The organism is uncultured Photobacterium sp. (assembly GCF_947039875.1).
In the GTDB taxonomy this organism is placed as follows: Bacteria; Pseudomonadota; Gammaproteobacteria; order Enterobacterales; family Vibrionaceae; genus Photobacterium.
On the sequence record NZ_CAMRAN010000021.1, the window covers coordinates 45,694 to 66,637 of the forward strand.

The 20,944-nt window shown below is 41.1% G+C and carries 15 protein-coding genes and 1 pseudogene; 13 read left to right on the forward strand and 3 right to left on the reverse strand.

All coding sequences use genetic code 11. The annotated features are described in order from the left end of the window. The first annotated feature begins 7 nt into the window (after positions 1–7). Positions 8–958 carry a UTP--glucose-1-phosphate uridylyltransferase GalU gene (galU, locus tag Q0V26_RS09410; protein WP_297481111.1) on the forward strand — a complete coding sequence of 317 codons (951 nt, stop codon included), beginning with the start codon at positions 8–10 and terminating at the stop codon, positions 956–958. A gap of 116 nt (positions 959–1,074) precedes the next feature. On the opposite strand, the gene Q0V26_RS09415 is transcribed toward galU, so the two are convergent. Both Q0V26_RS09415 and Q0V26_RS09420 read right to left on the reverse strand, forming a co-directional pair. Beyond that, on the reverse strand, positions 1,075–1,740 hold the full coding sequence (locus Q0V26_RS09415) for an N-acetylmuramoyl-L-alanine amidase (RefSeq protein WP_297481112.1): 666 nt from the start codon (positions 1,738–1,740) through the stop codon (positions 1,075–1,077). Beyond that, positions 1,737–2,615, reverse strand: a complete 879-nt coding sequence (locus tag Q0V26_RS09420) for an alpha/beta hydrolase (RefSeq protein ID WP_297481113.1) — start codon at positions 2,613–2,615, stop codon at positions 1,737–1,739. The genes Q0V26_RS09415 and Q0V26_RS09420 overlap by 4 nt, the downstream gene beginning before the upstream one ends. 231 nt (positions 2,616–2,846) lie before the next feature. Here Q0V26_RS09420 and Q0V26_RS09425 point away from each other — a divergent pair, with 231 nt between their 5' ends. The 3 genes from Q0V26_RS09425 to Q0V26_RS09435 all read left to right on the forward strand — a co-directional run bounded on the left by Q0V26_RS09425 (position 2,847) and on the right by Q0V26_RS09435 (position 4,951). Next, positions 2,847–4,220 (forward strand): MBL fold metallo-hydrolase, encoded by a 1,374-nt coding sequence (locus Q0V26_RS09425; RefSeq protein ID WP_297481116.1) that lies wholly within the window; start codon positions 2,847–2,849, stop codon positions 4,218–4,220. Positions 4,221–4,446: 226 nt separating this feature from the next. Next, positions 4,447–4,668, forward strand: a complete 222-nt coding sequence (locus Q0V26_RS09430) for a hypothetical protein (RefSeq protein WP_297481119.1) — start codon at positions 4,447–4,449, stop codon at positions 4,666–4,668. Further along, positions 4,661–4,951 (forward strand): type II toxin-antitoxin system RelE/ParE family toxin, encoded by a 291-nt coding sequence (locus tag Q0V26_RS09435; protein ID WP_297481122.1) that lies wholly within the window; start codon positions 4,661–4,663, stop codon positions 4,949–4,951. Before Q0V26_RS09430 ends, Q0V26_RS09435 begins: the two co-directional genes overlap by 8 nt. A gap of 165 nt (positions 4,952–5,116) precedes the next feature. On the opposite strand, the gene mnmC is transcribed toward Q0V26_RS09435, so the two are convergent. Next, the gene (gene mnmC / locus Q0V26_RS09440) at positions 5,117–7,258 is read right to left on the reverse strand and encodes a bifunctional tRNA (5-methylaminomethyl-2-thiouridine)(34)-methyltransferase MnmD/FAD-dependent 5-carboxymethylaminomethyl-2-thiouridine(34) oxidoreductase MnmC (protein WP_297481125.1); all 2,142 of its coding nucleotides are present in this window, start codon (positions 7,256–7,258) and stop codon (positions 5,117–5,119) included. A gap of 395 nt (positions 7,259–7,653) precedes the next feature. On the opposite strand from mnmC, the gene fabB reads away from it, so the two are divergent. The 9 genes and pseudogenes from fabB to Q0V26_RS09485 all read left to right on the forward strand — a co-directional run. After that, positions 7,654–8,868: a beta-ketoacyl-ACP synthase I gene (gene fabB, locus Q0V26_RS09445; protein WP_297481129.1), complete on the forward strand. Its 1,215-nt coding sequence runs from the start codon at positions 7,654–7,656 to the stop codon at positions 8,866–8,868. A gap of 792 nt (positions 8,869–9,660) precedes the next feature. Then, the gene (locus tag Q0V26_RS09450) at positions 9,661–10,827 is read left to right on the forward strand and encodes a nucleotide sugar dehydrogenase (RefSeq protein WP_297481132.1); all 1,167 of its coding nucleotides are present in this window, start codon (positions 9,661–9,663) and stop codon (positions 10,825–10,827) included. 20 nt (positions 10,828–10,847) lie between these two features. After that, on the forward strand, positions 10,848–12,023 hold the full coding sequence (locus tag Q0V26_RS09455) for a 4-phosphoerythronate dehydrogenase (RefSeq protein ID WP_297481135.1): 1,176 nt from the start codon (positions 10,848–10,850) through the stop codon (positions 12,021–12,023). After that, positions 12,020–13,033, forward strand: coding sequence for an aspartate-semialdehyde dehydrogenase (locus Q0V26_RS09460; RefSeq protein WP_297481137.1), 1,014 nt, complete (start codon positions 12,020–12,022; stop codon positions 13,031–13,033). The genes Q0V26_RS09455 and Q0V26_RS09460 overlap by 4 nt, the downstream gene beginning before the upstream one ends. Positions 13,034–13,346: 313 nt before the next feature. After that, positions 13,347–16,463, forward strand: a complete 3,117-nt coding sequence (locus Q0V26_RS09465; protein WP_297481140.1) for a FimV/HubP family polar landmark protein — start codon at positions 13,347–13,349, stop codon at positions 16,461–16,463. Positions 16,464–17,093: 630 nt separating this feature from the next. After that, entirely contained in the window at positions 17,094–17,873 is a 780-nt protein-coding gene (gene truA / locus Q0V26_RS09470; RefSeq protein WP_080158001.1) for a tRNA pseudouridine(38-40) synthase TruA, read from the forward strand. Positions 17,874–18,099: 226 nt separating this feature from the next. Then, positions 18,100–19,023: an acetyl-CoA carboxylase, carboxyltransferase subunit beta gene (accD, locus tag Q0V26_RS09475; protein ID WP_297481145.1), complete on the forward strand. Its 924-nt coding sequence runs from the start codon at positions 18,100–18,102 to the stop codon at positions 19,021–19,023. A 201-nt stretch (positions 19,024–19,224) separates the two neighbouring features. Next, positions 19,225–20,487 (forward strand): bifunctional tetrahydrofolate synthase/dihydrofolate synthase, encoded by a 1,263-nt coding sequence (folC, locus tag Q0V26_RS09480; RefSeq protein ID WP_297481148.1) that lies wholly within the window; start codon positions 19,225–19,227, stop codon positions 20,485–20,487. Between the two features lie 63 nt (positions 20,488–20,550). Beyond that, positions 20,551–20,944: pseudogene (locus tag Q0V26_RS09485) on the forward strand (cell division protein DedD); the annotation flags it as partial.

The following is a 20,944-nucleotide window of genomic DNA, read 5'->3' on the forward strand; positions in this document are numbered from 1 at the left end:
ATATGAAATGAACAACAAAATAAAAAAAGCAGTCATCCCTGTAGCTGGCCTTGGCACACGCATGTTACCTGCAACCAAAGCTATTCCTAAAGAAATGCTGCCAATCGTTGATAAACCGCTGATTCAATATATCGTTAATGAGTGTGTGAATGCGGGTATTAAAGAAATTGTTTTGGTGACTCACTCATCGAAAAACGCGATTGAAAATCACTTTGATACTTCTTTTGAATTAGAAGCGACTTTAGAAGCGCGTGTTAAGCGTCAGTTGCTTGATGAAGTGAAAGCGATTTGTCCGAAAGACGTAACGATTATGCATGTGCGTCAAGGGCAAGCAAAAGGCTTAGGTCATGCGGTATTGTGTGCTAAACCACTGATTGGTGATCAGCCGTTTGTGGTGGTGTTGCCGGATGTGATTTTAGATGAATACACCGCCGATCAAAAAACAGAAAACCTAGCGGCGATGATTGCACACTTTGAGCAAACAGGGGCTAGCCAAATCATGGTTGAGCCTGTGCCAATGAGTGATGTGTCTAAGTACGGCGTGGTTGACTGTAACGGTGTTGATCTTCAAGCGGGTGACTCTTGCCCTATGACGCGTATGGTTGAAAAGCCTGCGGTTGAGGATGCACCGTCTAACCTTGCTGTTGTGGGTCGTTATGTTTTATCTCACAATATTTGGGATAAGCTTGCGATGACACCACCAGGGGCAGGAGATGAGATCCAACTGACTGATGCTATTGATATGCTGATGAAAGATGAAGTCGTTGAAGCTTTCCATATGACAGGCCGTTCGCATGATTGTGGTGATAAGCTCGGTTATGCCAAAGCCTTTGTTGAATACGCTATGCGCGATAAAGTATTAGGTGAAGCGTTTAGTGCCTATATTCAATCGTTAAATGAAGTATCGTTTACTGAGTCTCTTGATTTAACACCGCTAAAATCAACGATGAAAATTTGATTTTGATTATTGTTAATTAAACGCCCGTATTGGTTCGCTAATATGGGCGTTTTTGTATGTGGTGATCACCAAGACGTTATCGCGTTTAAGTTGAGTCTCATCTGAATGGATACGTATTATTTTGAGGGGGATAAAAGCTTGGCTGCTTTTATCGTTTTCCTTGCTATCTGCTCTCGCTCTTTAACCCACGCCAAAATCCCTTGCACATGATAATCAATAATTTTTTGTCGACCTGTTGGTGACATTAAAATCAAACAACATTCGAGTTCATTATCCATAAAGAAATTCTCAGTTAATACTGCTGCCATACGTGTTTTTCTGAGCATATAAAAGCCGCGCTCTTTATCACTGTCGCCATCGCTATAATCACTTCGAAGGGGTTTATTGGGAAACGCTTGCGTAAAAGCGTGGGCGATATGATCGGCAACCATGTCGCTGCTGGTTTGGCCGCGACTGGTATAAATTTCAAATCCTTTACCACCGCCAGCATTGGCATGGACCGAGATTAATAAGCATTGATGATTCGAGTATTGGGTTGCTAGATGGTTAGCACGATTAACGCGGATGCGAAGGCTGATATCTTCCAGCTCTGGCACAATAATTGTATTTTTAATGCCGTGTGAGGTTAGGGCTTGGCTTATTCCTTGGGTGATCGCGCGATTAAATTCCCCTTCAAATAATTGTTTACCATTAGCCCATAATGGTGAGCGTTTACCTGCGGTTTGGTAAACGCCATCGATAATGCCGCCATGACCGGGATCTAATAATATAAAGGGTTTCATAATGTCACCTTTGGAATGCCATATTTTGCGATAACATCACTCCATAAATAGCCATATGATTTGTGTGAATTTCCTGGATAGTGATTGGTGATGAAATAATCTTGAGGTTTGATGTGATGACGATTAGCAAGGTAGTCATCACTTAAATCATGATCGATACATACGATGTCGGTTTTATCACTGACATTGATCCATTGCTCGGTGACACAATCTGGAGTAGCTAATTTTTTGACACTGGGTTGTTGGGTTATTTTAGGTAAAAAGCCTTTAACACTGGTAAGTCCAAGAGGCGAGCCAAAGGTAAACCATGTGCTAATTTGTGGTGGAGTAGTTTGACGACTCAGTTGATGCAGTACGTTATAAGCGATCACTGTGCCCATTGAGTGGCTGAGTAAAATAATCGGTCGGTGTTGATATTGCTTCAGTAGGTTTATTAATGGTTGCTCGACAGCTTGTTGATAGCTTTTATCATGGAAATAATGATGAATATCAGGCAGCAGTGATTTTAAAAAAGGTTTTGAAATAAAAGAAAAAATACTGAATTTATCTTCAATCCATTCTGCAGTTTTAGTTGCCCAATGTGAGGTGTTAGTGGTCGTTAATCGCAGCTGATTATTATGATTACTATCAGGTGTTAGTAATGGTTTTATGGTGTAAATCTGCGTAATCGCGGTGGTAGTGGCTGCTGATAATACTAACGGTTGTTGGTAAAAGTGATCAGCATAATAGGCCATTTTAAAATCAATTTGAGGGTGTAATTGGGATTGATTATAGCGTTGTAAACCGTGTTTAAGTGCTTGTTGCCAATGTGCACTTAACGTTGTGGTGGGAAGTTTATTTCCTCGGCCATGAATAGCAATAATGATCGGATACATAATGGGAAAGCTCTCTCAAGTTGTTATCTGAGAGCTATTACATTCAATATGTGTGTTATTGTATATCTAAATGCGCTTTTTTGTGAGCCATTAAAGACTCCTTGATGTTTGTTACATTACATTAACATTGTAATCGCGAATGCTTCCTAGTTCTATCTGTTAACATTTTTAACAATATTAATGTGCAGGCACTATAGGTTTCTTATTTAATATAAACAGGAGAAGATAGCAGTGAATATTGTTCATCATGGTGCGAAAACGGGAGTAACGGGATCATGTCATGAGCTTATTATGGGGGATAATAGTTTATTAATTGATTGTGGTTTATTCCAAGGTAAAGAAGCCCGTGATACGTTAGATATTGAATTTGATATTAATAATATTGCTGCATTACTCTTAACTCATAGCCATATTGATCACATTGGACGTTTGCCGTGGTTACTTGCCGCGGGTTTTTCTGGGCCTATTTATGCAACCGAGGCAACAGCAGCGTTAGTCCCCTTAATGCTAGAAGATGGACTTAAAATTCAGTTAGGGCTCAATAAAAAGCAATGTGAAAAAGCATTGGCATTAATACACCAGCGTATTCGTCCGGTACCTTATGATTGCTGGGCACAAATTGTATTATCGACTGGTGAGTTAGTTAAGATTCGTTTTCGTCCTGCCGGGCATATTTTAGGTTCTGCCTATATTGAGATTAAATTACCGACTAATGAAATAGTGGTTTTTAGTGGCGATCTTGGACCTAAAAATACCCCATTATTAACTGATCCTATTGCACCGACAGCTGCACATACTTTAGTTATCGAAAGTACTTATGGTGATAAACCTCACCACCAACTTGAGCATCGTCAACAGGTATTAAAACAGATCATTGAGCGTTCATTGCAAGATGGTGGCGCAATTATTATTCCTGCTTTTAGTGTTGGTCGTACTCAAGAATTATTGTTTGATCTCGAAAATATTATTGCAGAAGTGGATGTTGATCCTAATGAAGATCAAACCATTAAACGGGTTTGGCAAAGTTTACCGATAATATTAGATTCACCATTGGCACAAAAGGTAACAGAACAATATCGTCATTTTCATGAGTTATGGGCCAAAGAAGCCAAGCAACGACGTTATATGGGGCGACATCCATTAGCATTTGAACAATGTATTACCATTGATAACCATGCAGACCATATTGAATTGGTTAATCGTCTTCAACATTCAGGTGAGCCTGCGATCATTGTTGCCGCCAGCGGTATGTGCTCTGGTGGGCGAGTTGTAAACTATTTAAAAGCCTTATTAGCAGATAAACGTACTGATGTGATTTTTGCCGGTTATCAAGCGCAAGGTACGACTGGACGGGCATTAGTCGATGGCGAAAAAGTCATTAAAATTGACGATAAGGTGATTGATGTAGCTGCGCAGATCCATCAATTGTCAGGCTATTCTGCCCATGCTGCACAAGAGGATCTCGTCAGTTTTGTAGCTGATATCGAGCAAGGGCCACAAGTGATTAAAGTCGTGCATGGCGATCTTGAAGCACAAACGGCATTAGCGACTGAATTGCGAAGGGTTAAGCCTGAGGCTGAAATTATCGTAGCTGCAAGTGAGTAAGAGATAGGAAGGGCAGGAACGAGGTTTTTAGGGACGAGGAAAAGCAGGGATGAGGTTGCGAGTTTCGAGATAAAAGCGAGTGAAGTGGTCAGGTATGCCTTAGTAACTCGCCACTCGCCATCTTTAACTTTGCTCCTCCTCGTCTCTGCCTTTGAGTAGCGAGTTGCATCAACTGTAGCAACTTGCTACAGTTAGTGTTAAGAATTTATTTAATAGGAATAGAACAATGGCGACAGCAAGCGTTCGAATTGACCAAGCGCTTTTTGATAAAGCAACAATCATCGCAAAAGCACTTAATCGTACAGCGCCTAAGCAAATTGAGCATTGGGCAAAAATTGGTGAAATGATGGAAGATAATCCAGACTTACCGTACGAGTTTGTAAAGCAAGCTATTATTGCAAAAGCAGAAAAAGAAGCAGGTAAATTAGAGAGTTATAGTTTTGATTAACATTACTCAAATTCTTCAAACTCCCACATTTAAAAAAGCGGTAAAGAAACTACATAAAAATCAAAAAACGGATCTTGATAATGCTATTCGTCAGCTTTTGACAGATCCTTACCTCGGAGAACAGAAAAAAGGTGATCTGTCATTTCTACGTGTTTACAAGTTTAAAATGGTAAAACAATTGACATTACTTGGATATAGCTATGAGGATGGGACGGTTACTTTAGAACTAATAGCGTTAGGATCTCATGAAAACTTTTATCGTGATGTGAAGGTAATCTATTAAGTTGTAATTCTGATGGTGGATAATAGACTGAGTGGATACCAAATCTACCCTATAAGTCTTTGTATTGAGATAACGAGTCTCGGTACTAAATCTATCGACACTCGCTATCTTTAATTTTGCTCTTCCTCTCCCTCTCCCCTAAAAATCTCGTCCCTCGAAACCTTATTACTTCACCTCTTTCCCACGGACTAATTTTCGGACCCACATGCGTCCAGGGTGGAGCGCATCTAGCACTGTGTGTGGTAATGGTAGTGGATCGCCACAAATTTGTGACGCTAATAATTCACCTAGTAAAGGTGCTGAACTTAACCCGCGTGAGCCTAGTCCAACAATGGCAAATAGGTTTTTGTAGACGGGGACATTTTGTGCGTACAGCTGATTATCTTTTAGATCTTGATATTGCTTAATCAAATCATCATAGCGACACACATTGCCAACAAACGGTAAATGATCGCGACTGGCACAACGGACACCAATGCGTGCGCGTGAGGGTTGATCAAATGCGTCAACATCAATCTCACTCGCCCATGAGGCTGTTGCGGGAACACTGTCTAATAAACGCTGTTTGTTTTGTTGTTGGTCTACTTCATTGTAATCAAGATCGCAATTACGACGAGCATAACTGGCGCCAATACAATGACTGTCTGAATGGGTGTTAGCTGGGGTTAAGTAGCCGTCATAACACAATACTGTTTCAAGTTTGGCTAATTGAGTATTCGTTGGTACATGGCTAACTTGGCCGCGTACTGATGAGGTTGGAATCGGCGCTGTTTGTGGATATTGATTAAAGCGATGACCATTAGCCACAACAACGGTGGTGTGATTAACCGTTGTACCATTAGCTAATGTTAGCTGCCATTGGTGGTGACTATTCTCGGTTTCAATTTGCTCAAGTGTCGTAATATCACTATTAAGGTGTAATGTCAGTTTACCCGTTTTAACGGCAGATTCTATTAATGCTTGGGTTAATTGTTGTGGGCATAACCAGCCACCGAGCGGATAATTAACACTGCGACAATCAGTTTCAACACCTGTGATTGCAAGGGTTTGCTCAACAGTCAAACTTTGCACTAATGATGATGGAAAGCCCCCCGCTAACATACAATCTAATTTTTGGGTCTGACGACCAAGTTTTTTATCATTAGTCGTGATTGCGTGTTGTTTTTCTGTTTCAGTGAGATTTTTACCGTTCTCATCCCATGCTAATTGGGTGACGCCACACCAATCATGATCAAATTGGCAGTATTGAGCCGCTTGTTCAACAAATTGACGCGCATAAATAAAGCCTGGCGCAAAAAAACGAGAGAGGGCGTCATGTTTACCATTAAGAAGCGGATATACTGCGCCTTGACGATTGCCTGATGCGCCTTGGGCTAATTCGCTATCAGCACAATATAAGCTGACCGTTTGGCCACGACGAATTAATGCAATAGCGGTTGTTGCTGAAGCGACACCCCCGCCAATAATGGCAATATCGCTTGGCTCTGATTGAGCGGTTTGTTGTGAACTACGTGCAAACCACGGTTTAAAATTCGCTTGCTGGTGGTTTTTAATGACGGTACCCACGGTCATATGACGCTTAACCCCAAAACCTTTGGCTTTTTTAATATCAAAGCCTGCATCACTTAAACCTCGACGAACAAAACCTGCGGCTGTAAATGTGGAAATTGTACATCCAGAGCGTGCCATGTTAGCCATGCCATTAAAGAGGCTTTGACTCCACATTTCAGGGTTTTTCTTTGGCGCAAAACCATCTAAGAACCAAGCATCAACAATGCCGTCATTGCCGACCCAAACTTGAGGCATACATTCTTTAATATCGCCAAACCATAAATCAAGGGTGATCATACCGTCTTCAAGCACAATACGGTGACAATCAGCAACGGCAGGTGGATAATGTTGATCAAGCTTTTGAGTGAACTCGGCTAGTTCAGGCCATACTTGGTGTGCTTTTAGCAGATCTTGTTTAGTGATAGGAGCTTTTTCAAAGCTAATAAAGTGTAATTCTTTGACGGTCGCGTCTGGGTGTTGCTCACGAAAGGCTTTAAATGTTTGCCACAGTGCAAAAAAATTAAGTCCAGTACCAAACCCTGTTTCTGCAACCACAAATCGACGTCGATCAAAATCATGCCAGCGCTCAGGTAAGCCATTTTGTTTGATGAACACATAACGTGTTTCTTCTAGTCCATCGTCATTTGAAAAATAAATATCGTCAAAGTCAGTGGATAATGGGTTACCAACGTCGTTCCAATCAAGGATGGCATTTTCAATCCGGAGTGTAGACTTTGCTGGAGTAGGACGAGACAAAACGAACCTCTTGTTTTAGCTGCTGAGCATTTTGCCACCACTTTATGCATGAAAATGCATCAATTAGGGGTTCTAAATGCGATTGAAGGGCAATTTTGACTAGATTGTACCTGAAATACAGGAAAGCTGACCACTTTTCAGGAGCAAAGCCGTTATAGTTCTCGTACTAAATAATCGTTAACTTTTTTGTTTTTTTTTAAAGAAGAAGATTAAATTAGGCACTATCGGCCCAAACATCTTTAATATCGCGTGTTTTCGTTCGCCATCGCTAACGAAAGAGGGAATGTGAGCGCAGATTTTAAAGCCGTTTGGGACGTATTCTAGTCATTGAAGTGGAACAATCGTTGTTTCATTAAGTGAGTAGGTATTTCCATTAATATCAGTAGGAATTCATCATGAAACGAGCCGTAATTACAGGCATGGGTATTGTATCTAGTATCGGTAACAACGTTGCTGAAGTATTAGAATCCCTAAAAACTGGCAAATCAGGTATTAACTACTCTGAGCAATTCGCTGAAATGAAATTGCGTTCAAATGTTTGGGGTGATCTAAAAATCACACCGTCTGAGCACATTGATCGTAAAAAAATGCGTTTCATGGGTGATGCGGCTGCGTTTGCTTACCTATCTATGGAACAAGCGGTTGCGGATTCTGGTCTAGCGGAAGATCAAGTATCTAACGAGCGTACTGGTTTAGTTGCAGGTTCTGGTGGTGCATCATCATACAACCAATATCATGCAGTCGACACACTACGTGAAAAAGGCGTTAAGCGTGTAGGTCCTTACATGGTGCCACGTACTATGTCTTCAACTGTTTCTGCATGTCTAGCAACACCATTTAAAATTCGCGGTGTTAACTACACCATGAGTTCTGCATGTGCAACATCTGCACACTGTATCGGTCACGCGGTTGAGCTTATTCAACTAGGCAAACAAGATGTTGTTTTTGCTGGTGGCGGTGAAGAACTTGATTGGTCACTAACCATGATGTTTGATGCAATGGGCGCGTTGTCTACTAAGTACAACGATGATCCATCAAAAGCATCACGTACTTACGATGCAGACCGTGACGGTTTTGTTATCTCTGGCGGCGGCGGTATGGTGGTTGTTGAAGAACTTGAGCACGCATTAGCACGTGGCGCAAAAATCTACGGTGAGATCGTAGGTTATGGTGCGACATCTGACGGCTACGATATGGTAGCACCATCAGGTGAAGGCGCAGTGCGTTGTATGAAGATGGCAATGAAAGACCTTGATGCGCCAGTTGACTACATCAACACTCACGGTACATCAACACCTGTTGGCGATCTAAAAGAGCTTGGTGCTATTCAAGAGCTATTTAACGATCATAGCCCTGCTATCTCTGCAACTAAAGCAATGACTGGTCACGCACTAGGTGCGGCTGGTGTTCACGAAGCTATCTACTCAACATTAATGCTTGAGCATGGCTTTGTTGCGCCAAGTATCAACATTGATAACCTAGACGAAGCAGCTAAAGGCCTTGATATTGTGACTGAGAAGCGTGATGTTGAACTTAAAACTGTAATGTCTAACAGCTTTGGTTTCGGTGGCACAAACGCAACGCTAGTGATTAAGAAGTACGAAGCGTAAGAATTAGTTTTCAAGGGGCGAGGTTTCGATCAGCGAGATTTTGTTGTTTGATAATTACAGCGTAAATAAGAAGCGATAGGTGAAAGCCTGTCGCTTTTTTGTATGTGTGAGGTTTGAGGAGCGAGGAAGAGCAGGGACGAGGTTTCGAGAATAAAACAAAATTTAGGTATAAAGGAGAGTAAAAGAAGGTAATACGGTATATATAATAATGCCTCATTATTATTCATGTATATAAAATGCGGACAGTTCTACATTTATTTATTGAGATATGATGTATAAATAGAAGATATATACCCTATTAGTATTGTCTATATGGAAATAGATTGTGGATAGATTAAAACCGTGCCGTAAATGTGGGCAATTTTTATTTACAACAGCAACTCGTTGCCCTAGTTGTTATTTATATCAGCCTGTTAGACGAAATATATATCGTAAAATATGTTATTCTTTTTTATTACTTGGTGGGATATATGCATTGAGCTATGCCACTTTTCTGCTTTATTTTGATCATATTTAATGCTTATTTTATTATGTGTTGTTTTATCGTGATTATTTTGAATATTCGCAATATGAGGATGGCATGTAAAAGATAGATTGGGAATAAACGTTAGACTTGTTCTTTTATTTCTGTAATTTGCCACTTTGCCACTTTGCCACTTTGCCACTTTGCCACTTTGCCACTTTGCCACCTCGTCATCTTCTTTCCCTTGTTCTTCGTTACAGTTAAACTAAGCAATAATAAGTAAGGGATGAATAATCATTACTTACACATTAATAGATTGAGGTTAAGTAATGAAAATTACTGTCGTAGGCACTGGCTATGTTGGTTTATCTAATGCTGTCTTGTTATCACAGCATAACGAAGTTGTAGCGCTTGATATTATTGAAGAGAAAGTTGCACTTATTAATCAAGGTTTATCTCCCATTGTTGATCAGGAGATTGAAGCGTTTTTACAAAAAAAAATGTTAAACCTTGTCGCCACAACTGATGCTGCACATGCTTATGATGGTGCTGAGTTTGTTATTATTGCAACCCCAACAGATTATGACCCCATTTCTAACTATTTTAATACCAGTTCAGTAGAAGCGGTGATTAAAGATGTTATAGCAAAAAATCCAGCGGCCACAATGGTAATTAAATCAACGGTTCCCGTTGGATATACTGAAAGTATTAAACAACAGTTTGGTATTAATAATATTATGTTCTCACCTGAGTTTTTACGGGAAGGTCGTGCCCTTTACGATAACTTATATCCTTCTCGTATTATTGTGGGTGAGTGTTCTGAACGCGCTGAGAGATTTGCAGATCTTTTAAAGCAAGGCGCGGAAAAACAAGATATTGCGGTGTTATTTACTCAATCAACAGAAGCTGAAGCAGTTAAGTTATTTTCAAATACGTACCTTGCTATGCGGGTCGCTTATTTTAATGAGCTTGATAGTTATGCTGAAGCACTTAACTTAGATAGTCGTCAAATCATTGAAGGTGTTGGTTTAGATCCTAGAATTGGTAATCATTATAATAACCCTTCATTTGGATATGGCGGTTATTGTCTACCTAAAGATACCAAGCAGTTACGCGCAAATTATCGAGATGTACCTAATAATATTATTGGTGCTATTGTTGATGCAAACACTACCCGTAAAGATTTTATTGCTGACTCTATTATATCTAGACAGCCTAAAGTTGTTGGTATTTATCGCTTAATTATGAAATCAGGTTCTGATAATTTTCGCGCATCAAGTATTCAAGGTATTATGAAGCGTATAAAAGCTAAAGGTATTGAAGTGGTCGTGTTTGAACCCGTAGTTGAAGAAGATGAATTTTTTAATTCAAAAGTGATTAAAGATTTCGACATTTTTAAAACAATGTCTGATGTTATTGTGTCTAATCGCATGGCTATCGAACTTGAAGATGTTCAAGATAAAGTATACACCCGAGATTTATTCGGTGCTGATTAAGTAAAGCAGGGAAAGCCTTAATGAAAATCCTTATCGATGAAAACATGCCCTATGCTCAGGAATTATTTAGCCAGTTAGGCGACGTTATTGCAAAACCTGGACGCACATTAACTGCTGATGATTTAGTGGATATTGATGCTTTAATGATCCGTTCTGTCACTAAAGTTAATGCTGATTTGATTGCTAAAGCCGCCAAACTTAAATTTGTGGGTACTGCAACCGCAGGTCAAGATCATGTTGATCATGACTTGTTAGCTGGAAAGGGAATTACATTTACCGCAGCACCTGGCTGTAACAAAGTGGGTGTGGCTGAATATGTGTTAAGTAGCTTGATGGTATTAGGCCAGCAGCAGAATTTTTCTATTTTTGATCGCACGGTTGGCATTATCGGTGCGGGTAATGTAGGAACGTATTTAGCGAAATGTTTGGATGCGCTGGGTATTCGGTATTTATTAAACGATCCCTTAAAACAAGCGGAAGGTGATCAGCGCCAGTTTGATTCTCTAGAAACCTTATTAGCTGAATGTGATGTGATCACCGCTCATACACCGATTACACGTGACGGTGAATATCCAACCCATCATTTAATTGATGCTAATTTTCTAGCGGCAATGCAGCCCAATGCGATTTTAATTAATGCTGCTCGTGGTCCTGTAGTGGATAACCAAGCGTTAAAACAGGCATTACAAGCCTCAGTTGATGGCTGTGGTAAAACATTAACTGCTGTATTAGATGTGTTTGAACAAGAACCGTTAGTTGATTTAGCATTATTGCCGTTATTAGCATTTGCGACTCCACACGTAGCAGGATACGGCCTTGAAGGTAAAGCACGTGGCACCACGATGGTGTTTAACAGTTTTTGTCAGTTTTTAAGTAATGATCACCATGCGTTAGCGAGTGATTTATTGCCGATTGCGCCTGTACCACAGGTACAATTAAGCAGACAATGGGATGAAGCGACGTTATTTAGCTTGATCCAATTAGTTTATGATGTTCGTAAAGACGACGGTATTTTCCGTCGTGAAATGTTAGCTGCTGGCGACGATAACAGCAAAATGGCGACCGCATTTGATCTAATGCGTAAAAATTACTGGGATCGACGTGAATATAGTGCGATTACAGTAGCGGCGAAGGCCGAGTTTGCGGTAGAGTCGCTGGCTAAATTAGGTTTTACAGTAGTAGAGGTCACTCAATGAGTCAGGAATATGATATCGCAATACTCGGCGCAACAGGCGCAGTAGGCGAAGCTATGGTCGAAGTGCTAGAAGCACGTAATTTTCCTGTTCGCAATCTTTACTTGTTGGCAAGTGAGCGTAGCGCAGGTAAAGCGTTACGTTTTAAAGGCAAATCAACCCGCGTTCGTAATGTAGAAGATTTCGACTGGAGCCAAGTGCAAATTGCTTTGTTCTCAGCAGGTGCTGAAGCATCACGCCATTGGGCCCCGATTGCCGCAGAGCAAGGTGTTGTTGTTATCGATAATACCTCTGAATTCCGTTACGAATATGACGTACCGTTAGTGATTCCAGAAGTGAACCCTGAAGCGATTGCGGATTACCGTAACCGTAATATTATTGCTAACCCTAACTGTTCAACGATTCAAATGTTAGTCGCACTGAAGCCGATTCAAGATGCTTACGGTATTGATCGTATTAACGTTGCAACGTACCAATCAGTTTCTGGTTCTGGTCGTAAAGGTATCGATGAACTAGCAGGGCAAACAGCGAAATTGCTTAATGGTTTGCCGATTGAAACTAAAGCTTACGATAAGCAAATTGCATTTAACTGTATTCCTCATATTGATGAGTTTATGGATAACGGCTACACCAAAGAAGAAATGAAAATGGTGTGGGAAACACAAAAGATTTTAGGCGATGCTAGTATTCGTGTGAATCCAACTTGTGTGCGTGTGTCTTCATTCTTTGGTCATGGCGAAGCGGTGCATGTTGAAACACATCAACCAATCGTATTAGAAGAAGCGATTAACTTACTTGAAAATACTGATGGTATCGAAGTCTTCCCTGGCAACGAATACCCAACACAAGTAACGGATGCTGTTGGTAAAGATCATGTAATGATTGGCCGTATTCGTGAAGATATTAGTCACCCATGTGGTCTAAATATGTGGATTGTGGCTGATAACGTGCGTAAAGGTGCGGCAACTAACAGTGTTCAGATTGCTGAAAAATTAATTGCAGACTATTTATAATTAACAGCAATGAAAGTAAGGTCTAGATCGCGTTATTACTGTGTATCAACACGAATAGTGCGAACAAACTTGCTAACACAATAACAAAGCGATGGGTGCAAGCCTGTCGCTTTTTTATTTCGTTAGCTGCTTGCTTTTCTTTTGCTGATAACTTGACATAATATGGCGTTTATTATGATTAAATAGAGCTATTCAAGCTTTATTGATAGTGGTCGTTATTATTAGGTCGTTATCATCAGAAACTATTATTTCGAATTTGTTGTCATGTGGCGATTTCGAGCAATTTTATCTCTGCCAAAGAGGAATGTAGGCAGTGTCTAACATCCCAAGAATACTTAAGCGTATGGTACTACCGGTAGCTTTTGTTACTATTTCTTCTTACTTACCGGTAGTGAATGCCAATACTATACGTATAGTCGGTCCCGAAAATGAAGATAGCTCTTACGCAACTCTAAATCGAGAAGCTACCACGAGCCAATTAAACATACCGACAAAACAGTTTTCAACATCGTCGTCAATGGCGCGTAAGTATGGTCCGACCTATGAAAATGAAACATTATGGGGGATTGCATCACGTCATTTACCCAATAAAAACGTGTCTATTTTTAAAGTTATTGGTGCTATCTATAAGCTAAACCGTGATGCTTTTGAAAATAATAATATTCACTCGTTGCTACCTGGGAGTTATTTAAAACTGCCGACAATAGATCAAATTCGGCAACAACGTGTGAGTTCAGTCAGCCGTAAATTAGCGGCAGATCAATTACGTGCGCCTTATGCGACGGAATTAGGAAAAAGACGTTTAGCTGAGAGGAAAGCTGCTGTAGCTAAACCCCCTCAAGCCATTAAGTTATCACCTAAACCATCGTTAACGCCGACTAATATTGCCGCTAAAACAAGGCCTGAAACCGATACTGATTCAAAAGCGATATCGATTAAAGCAGAAGGTGTTGCCACGACGACACCCACAGCGAAAGATGCAGTATTAACAGATGTTGTGACGAGTGAGGTTAATGACAAGATTAACGGAGATAACATAGCCGTTATTCCATCAACACCACAAGTTGATGTTGCTGATGTTGCTGATGTTAAAATGAATGCGCTAGTAGAAAGTAACCATGCATTACGGTTACGGTTATCTGCTATGCAGCAAGATATGGATGCATTGAAAGAGCAAATCACTGAAAGTGACAGTATTCGCCAAAAAATGGTGTCGTTTTTAGAGCAACAGCAACTTCAACAATCAGAGGCGCCAGTTGCGACAACATGGCTTGATCGCTTCACCAACAATCCATGGGCATTGGCAGCTGCTGGTATTATTCCTGGCGGTTTGATTGCAGCATTACTGGCTTTATTGTTATTTCGCCGTAAGAAAAATGATCCTGAACCGCAATCGTTACTTGCTCCTATTGCAGATAATGATAATAGCACCGCTGTTGTAGCGCCGATTAATTTAGTCGATATCGATCGTAACGACGATCTTGATGATTTATTTGCAGATGATGATTTATTTGCTGATATAGAGCTTAACAAGCCAGCGAAGAAACAAGAGAGTGTTATTGCAGAGATAGCAGAGGTTGTTAACGGATCAGAAAATGAAGCACCTCAAGCCGTTAGTTCGACAACGGATACCGACTTCGATGATAACGTATTTGATAACAGCTTTGGTTCTATTTCGGTCTCTAACGATAATGCTATTGGTCTGGAAGATATGTCGCGTGCACTCGATGAGCTTGATGCCAAGCCAGAGCCGAGCGCAGATGAAGCATTAGCTGCGTTGTGGGAAAAATCGCTGAGCGAAGAAGATAATGCTAATTTTGATTTGTCTGAATATGACGAAACAACACTATCAACAGCATTAGTAGCGGTAGAAGAGAGTGATACCGAGGAGCAATTATCTGATCAAGCGTTATTAGATGAGATTTTGCAACAAGCGCAAGCATCAAGCCCTGATTCTGAGAACTCAGAAGCTGAGTTAGAGGGAACTACCGTTGTTTCTCAAGATGAATTGGATGCGTTATTTACTCAGTTTAATCATGATTTACCTGATATTACTTCAACAACGACTCAAACAGAAACTAACGACAGCGACTCATTATTTGCTGAAAATAGCACTGAATTATTAGATGATTTAGTCGCAGAAGATGACGTAAAGTCACTGGATAGCGAGATTGAGTTACCTGAAAACAGTACTGAGCTGCTAGATGAATTATTAGCAGATGAAAGTGATACTCAAGCAGTAACATCTGATATTAAGTTTGATGAAAATAGTACGGATTTATTAGATGAACTGTTAGCGGCAGATCCAGCAACAACGGCATTTAATTTAGATGATCTACCTGAGTTTGATGAGCAAGCCGCGTTTGAGCATTATGATGATCAAATGCCAGCTTTACCTGCGGCCGATGCAGTACATAACACACCGTTAAGCCTTGATGACTTACCTGAATTTGATGAAAACGCTGCTTTTGATGATCCGCAAGCATCGCCATTAGAACAAATGGATGATCGCTCTGAGATTGATGAGCAAGTTGCAATCGATAATGTTACGCGTCAATTACAGCAAGCCGCACAAGCCGCTGAACAACGTCAACAATCGTTCACAGAGGCGAGTACGACTAATGCAGGAGCTGAATACTCTCCGTTTGATACTGCTCGTAATTTGGAATATGCGTTTGATAATATTGACGCAAGTAGCTTGCCTGAATTTGATGAACATGAAGCATTATTCGCATCATTTGAAGAGCAACATGAATTAGAACAATACGCACTTGAACGTGGGTTTAAATCACAATCAGGATCTAATGATGTAACTTCTGAGGTTGATCATTCTCCTGAAGCTGAACAAGATCGTGCTTATTCTGCTGGCTTAGATATGGATGCATTGTTGTTTGATGATGCTGACGCGACAGAGGTTATATCGCAGCGTGGACTTAATAACGATGAACGTGATCAGCTATTGGCCCCTACGGTTAATAGCGCTATTGCCGATAACGAAGATGTTTTAGCAGAAGATGAAGCCGCAGTTTGGAAAGGTGTGACGACAGATCCTGAACTTGCGAGTGAAGATTGGTCTAAGCAGCCTGATCTTGTACCTGCGGATATTAAAGCGGTGACGTCACCTCATTATATTAGTATTGATGAGTTGCTAGCTGGTGATCCTAATTATCATCAAGAAAATCCTGATGAAAAGCCGTTAAACCTTGATGTGGGTTTAAATGATTTTACTGATATGTTCGCTAATATCCGTCAATTTGATGTTGATAGTACTGGTGAATATGCAGGTCAATTGGATCTTGCGAAAGCATATCTAGAAATGAACGATATTGGTGGCGCAGTTGATTTGCTACAAGACATCGTTTTAAAAGGTGACGGCGAGACAAAAGCAGAAGCAAACGCCTTGCTAGATAAGTTTAAGACGAAGAAGTAGGCGTATTTAGGGGCGAGGAACAGCAGGACGAGGTTTCGAGTTTCGAGATAAAAAGCGATGGGTGAAAGCCTGTCGCTTTTTTTGTGCCTAAACCCTCGTGATTTTTTACAATGAATGTCCGTCCCAACCCAGTCATTCCCTACAGCGAATGCCCGCGAGGGCGATAGGGAATCTACTGTTCGCGCGTTGTGGAGCTAGTGTTTGTTGTGGATTTTTAGCATGTTTTCATTGGTTTCTTTAAGGCTCAATAACGCGGTGAGTAGATCCCGGATAGTTTCGTGCCTCAACTTCCGGGATGACGGAAAATCCCCCCGTCATTCCCTACAGCGAATGCCCGCGAGGGTGATAGGGAATCTATTGTTAGCGCGTTGTGGAGTCATTGAATTCACTGGTATCTTTAAGGCTCAAGCACGCGGTGAGTAGATCCCGGATAGTTTCGTGCCTCAACTTCCGGGATCACGTATATTGGGCTGTCTCGACATTAATAATCTCTAAACTCGATATCTTTAGCTCTTCCTCGTCCCTACTTTCCTCACCCCTCGAAATCCCCTATACTTCACCCTCTGTTTTGAACAGGCGCTTAAATAACATCGCCTGTGTGTTTATGTTGAATTAAGTCGAAGTGAGATTATGCGAATAGCGTTAGGTATAGAATACGATGGTGCTAAATATTGTGGTTGGCAGCGTCAAGTCGATGTGGATAGTGTTCAAGAGCGTTTAGAAAAAGCGTTGTCACACATTGCTAATCAGCCGATTGCTGTTTTTTGTGCAGGGCGTACCGATACTGGTGTTCACGGTACTGGACAAGTGGTTCACTTCGATGTTGATATTGAACGTAAAATGGCCGCGTGGACCATGGGCGTTAATGCATACCTTCCTAAAGATATTGCTGTTCGTTGGGCACATGAAGTAAATGAAGATTTTCATGCACGTTTCTCTGCTACCGCTCGTCGCTACCGTTATGTGATTTACAATCATTCAGTGCGTCCGGCTATTTTCCAACACGGTGTTAGCCATTACCATGGTCATCTTGATGAAGCAAAAATGCATGAAGCCGCGCAATATTTAATTGGTGAACATGACTATACTTCATTTCGTGCCAGCCAATGTCAGTCACGCAGTCCGTGGCGTCGATTAGAGCATTTGACCGTAACCCGTAAAGGTGACTTTATCGTTATCGACATTAAAGCCAATGCGTTTGTGCACCACATGGTGCGTAATATCGCAGGTAGCTTAATTAAAGTGGGTAAAGGTGAGAAGCAACCTGATTGGATCAAGTGGGTACTTGAACAAAAAGATCGTCGAATTGCGGGGCCAACAGCAAAATCAGCAGGTTTGTATTTAGTCGATGTTGATTATCCTGCAGAATATAATTTGCCGCGTTCGGCTTTAGGTCCATTATTTTTGTAAGTGATGCTGTTAATACAGACGAAATAGTTGGTGCACAATTTACCGTGTTATGACTGTTTTTAACGATTATTGATGTTTTTATTCTAAAATGTCATAGTGGCTTATAAAAGGTAGTACCAGTTTTTTATCTACAGATTAATAAGATTATGTTTTAATCGTAGATAATATTTAATGAATTTGTCTCTTCGGTCATTATTGGCGGAAGAATAAAAAAGAAAGGTCATTCATGAGCTGGCTTGAAAAGATTCTAACGAAAAGTAACATCGTATCTTCGCGTAAGGTATCAATTCCTGAAGGTGTCTGGACGAAATGTACGTCTTGTGATCAGGTTCTGTATCACGCAGATCTCGAGCGCAATCTTGAAGTTTGCCCTAAATGTGACCATCACATGCGTATGAAAGCACGTCACCGTCTTGAAACATTTCTTGATGCTGATACACAAGTGGAAATCGCAGCAGAATTAGAGCCACAAGATAAGCTTAAATTTCGCGACTCTAAAAAATACAAAGATCGTTTATATGCAGCCCAAAAAGCAACGGGTGAGAAAGATGCTCTAGTTGCGATGAACGGTGAGCTACTTGGTCTACCTATTGTTGCCTGTGCCTTTGAATTCTCTTTTATGGGCGGCTCAATGGGTTCGGTTGTTGGCGCTAAGTTTGTGCGTGCAGTTGATTCTGCCATTGAAAAGAACTGTCCATTGGTGTGTTTCTCTGCCAGTGGTGGTGCGCGTATGCAAGAAGCCTTAATGTCATTAATGCAAATGGCAAAAACCAGTGCTGCGTTAGAACGCCTATCTGCAAAAGGTTTACCGTTCTTCTCTGTATTAACAGATCCAACAATGGGCGGTGTTTCAGCTTCTCTTGCAATGCTTGGTGATATTAATATTGGTGAGCCAAAAGCACTGATTGGTTTTGCTGGTCAACGTGTTATTGAGCAAACAGTACGTGAAAAACTACCAGAAGGCTTTCAGCGTAGTGAGTTTCTGCTTGAGCATGGTGCGATTGATATGATTGTTGATCGCCGTGAAATGCGCCAACGTATTGCGGGCTTAATGGCTAAAATGACTAACCAAGCATCACCGTTAGTTGTGTCTGTTGATAGTAAGCCAGAGCCACAACCTGTTGTAGAAGATGCAGAACAAGAAGACTGATAATATTATCTTTAATTGAGTGTGTTTACCGTTGGTAATCACCACGATTAATGTCCAATAAATGCCACCCTAATTGATTTTTATTAGTGTGGCATTTTTTTCTAGGTAGAATTTGCAATTTATTCCCCTCTGGTGATTAAGTTCTTTGGCTTTCAGTGGTAAATTAATAATTCAGTTCGTTACTACAAGTGAATGATTTCAATGTCAGGATTGACTCCTCCTCAAGCGACAGCCGCGCTTTCAACATGGCTAAAATATCTTGAACAGCTTCATACTAGTGCAATTGATCTAGGACTCGACCGAGTTAGATTAGTTGCACAACACGCTAATCTTATCAAGCCTGCGCCGTGTGTGATCACCGTTGCAGGAACTAATGGTAAAGGCTCAACCTGTGCCATGCTTGAAGCCATTCTTTTAGCTGCGGGTTATAAAGTGGGGGTTTATAGTTCACCTCATTTAGTTCGTTATAACGAACGCGTACGGATTAATAACCAAGAGCTTGATGATAGTGAGCATTGCCAAGCATTTGCTAATGTGGAAGCTGTACGTGGTGAAACCAGTTTAAGTTTGTTTGAATTTGGTACGTTATCTGCGCTGACATTATTTAAGCAGCATCAAGTTGATGTTGTGATATTAGAAGTGGGTTTAGGTGGCCGTTTAGATGCGACTAATATTGTTGATCATGATGTATGTGTGATCACTAGCTTAGCGATTGATCACGTTGATTGGCTTGGCGATAACATTGACGTTATTGGTTATGAAAAAGCGGGCATCTTTCGAGGTGGTAAGCCAGCGATTTGTGGGCAGCCACATCCTCCAGCGACAGTACCCGCACACGCTGATGATATCGGAGCTGAGTTTTATCAAGTCGGGTATCAGTTTGATTATCACGTTAAAGGTGATTGTTGGCATTGGCAAGTGGGGGCATTTTCACTGACAGATTTACCTTTACCACAACTACCTTTACCCAATGCTGCGACAGCGTTAATGGCATTGTCAGTCACTGAGCTCGATATCAGCGATCAGAATATCGTTGATGGTTTGCGTAATGCACGTTTACCCGGGCGGATGCAGCGGGTAAGTGAACAACCATTAATTATTATGGATGTGGCACATAATCCACATTCGGCACAATATTTTGCGACCCAACTGGCGATTATCAAAGCACAAGAAGGTAAAAACAAAGTCCATGCTGTTGTTGCTATGCTGCATGACAAAGACATTGCCGCTACCGTTGCTGCTATGCGTGATTGTGTTGATTGTTGGTATCCAGCGTCATTAAAAGGACCTCGTGCCGCTGTTGCTGATGATATTTTGCAGTATTTACCGACAGGTTGTCGTGGATTTGATAATCCAGAATTAGCATTTGACCAAGCATTAACACAAGCAGGGGCAGACGATGTGGTAATCGTGTTTGGCTCGTTTTACACTGTCGGTCAAATAACCACTCATTTAAAGTTGTAGAACGTGAAGAGAGCACATTGTGATTGTGCAGTGTTTTCGTTTTAGATACCAACAGGAGTCATTGTGGCGAGTCAATTTCAAAATCGACTAATTGGAACCATTATTCTAGTCGCGGTAGGCGTTATTTTTCTACCCGATTTTTTTGATGGTAAGAAAGAACATTATAAAGAAGAATTGGCAAGTATCCCATTGCAACCAAAAATGGGAGGACAAAGTGAAGTCAAAACGATTCCTGAGCCTGAAGATGCAAATGTTGTGTTGCCGCAAGAGCCAGTAGTTGCGACCACTGATACACAAGCTTCAACCTCATCTGGCGATGAAACCTATACTATTGAATCGGATGAGCAACCGTCAGCAGAGCCACAACCAGAGGTTGAAAAGACAGTCGCGGTGAAGCCGGTAGTGAAGCCGGTAGTGAAGCCGGTAGTGAAGCCGGTAGTGAAGCCGGTAGTGAAGC

Bases quoted from the DNA above. Each gene is read 5' to 3' on its own strand.
- galU (WP_297481111.1), top strand. From the start codon at position 8: ATGAACAACAAAATAAAAAAAGCAGTCATCCCTGTAGCTGGCCTTGGC.
- Q0V26_RS09415 (WP_297481112.1), bottom strand. From the start codon at position 1,740: ATGAAACCCTTTATATTATTAGATCCCGGTCATGGCGGCATTATCGAT.
- Q0V26_RS09420 (WP_297481113.1), bottom strand. From the start codon at position 2,615: ATGTATCCGATCATTATTGCTATTCATGGCCGAGGAAATAAACTTCCC.
- Q0V26_RS09430 (WP_297481119.1), top strand. From the start codon at position 4,447: ATGGCGACAGCAAGCGTTCGAATTGACCAAGCGCTTTTTGATAAAGCA.
- fabB (WP_297481129.1), top strand. From the start codon at position 7,654: ATGAAACGAGCCGTAATTACAGGCATGGGTATTGTATCTAGTATCGGT.
- Q0V26_RS09450 (WP_297481132.1), top strand. From the start codon at position 9,661: ATGAAAATTACTGTCGTAGGCACTGGCTATGTTGGTTTATCTAATGCT.
- Q0V26_RS09455 (WP_297481135.1), top strand. From the start codon at position 10,848: ATGAAAATCCTTATCGATGAAAACATGCCCTATGCTCAGGAATTATTT.
- Q0V26_RS09460 (WP_297481137.1), top strand. From the start codon at position 12,020: ATGAGTCAGGAATATGATATCGCAATACTCGGCGCAACAGGCGCAGTA.
- truA (WP_080158001.1), top strand. From the start codon at position 17,094: ATGCGAATAGCGTTAGGTATAGAATACGATGGTGCTAAATATTGTGGT.
- accD (WP_297481145.1), top strand. From the start codon at position 18,100: ATGAGCTGGCTTGAAAAGATTCTAACGAAAAGTAACATCGTATCTTCG.
- folC (WP_297481148.1), top strand. From the start codon at position 19,225: ATGTCAGGATTGACTCCTCCTCAAGCGACAGCCGCGCTTTCAACATGG.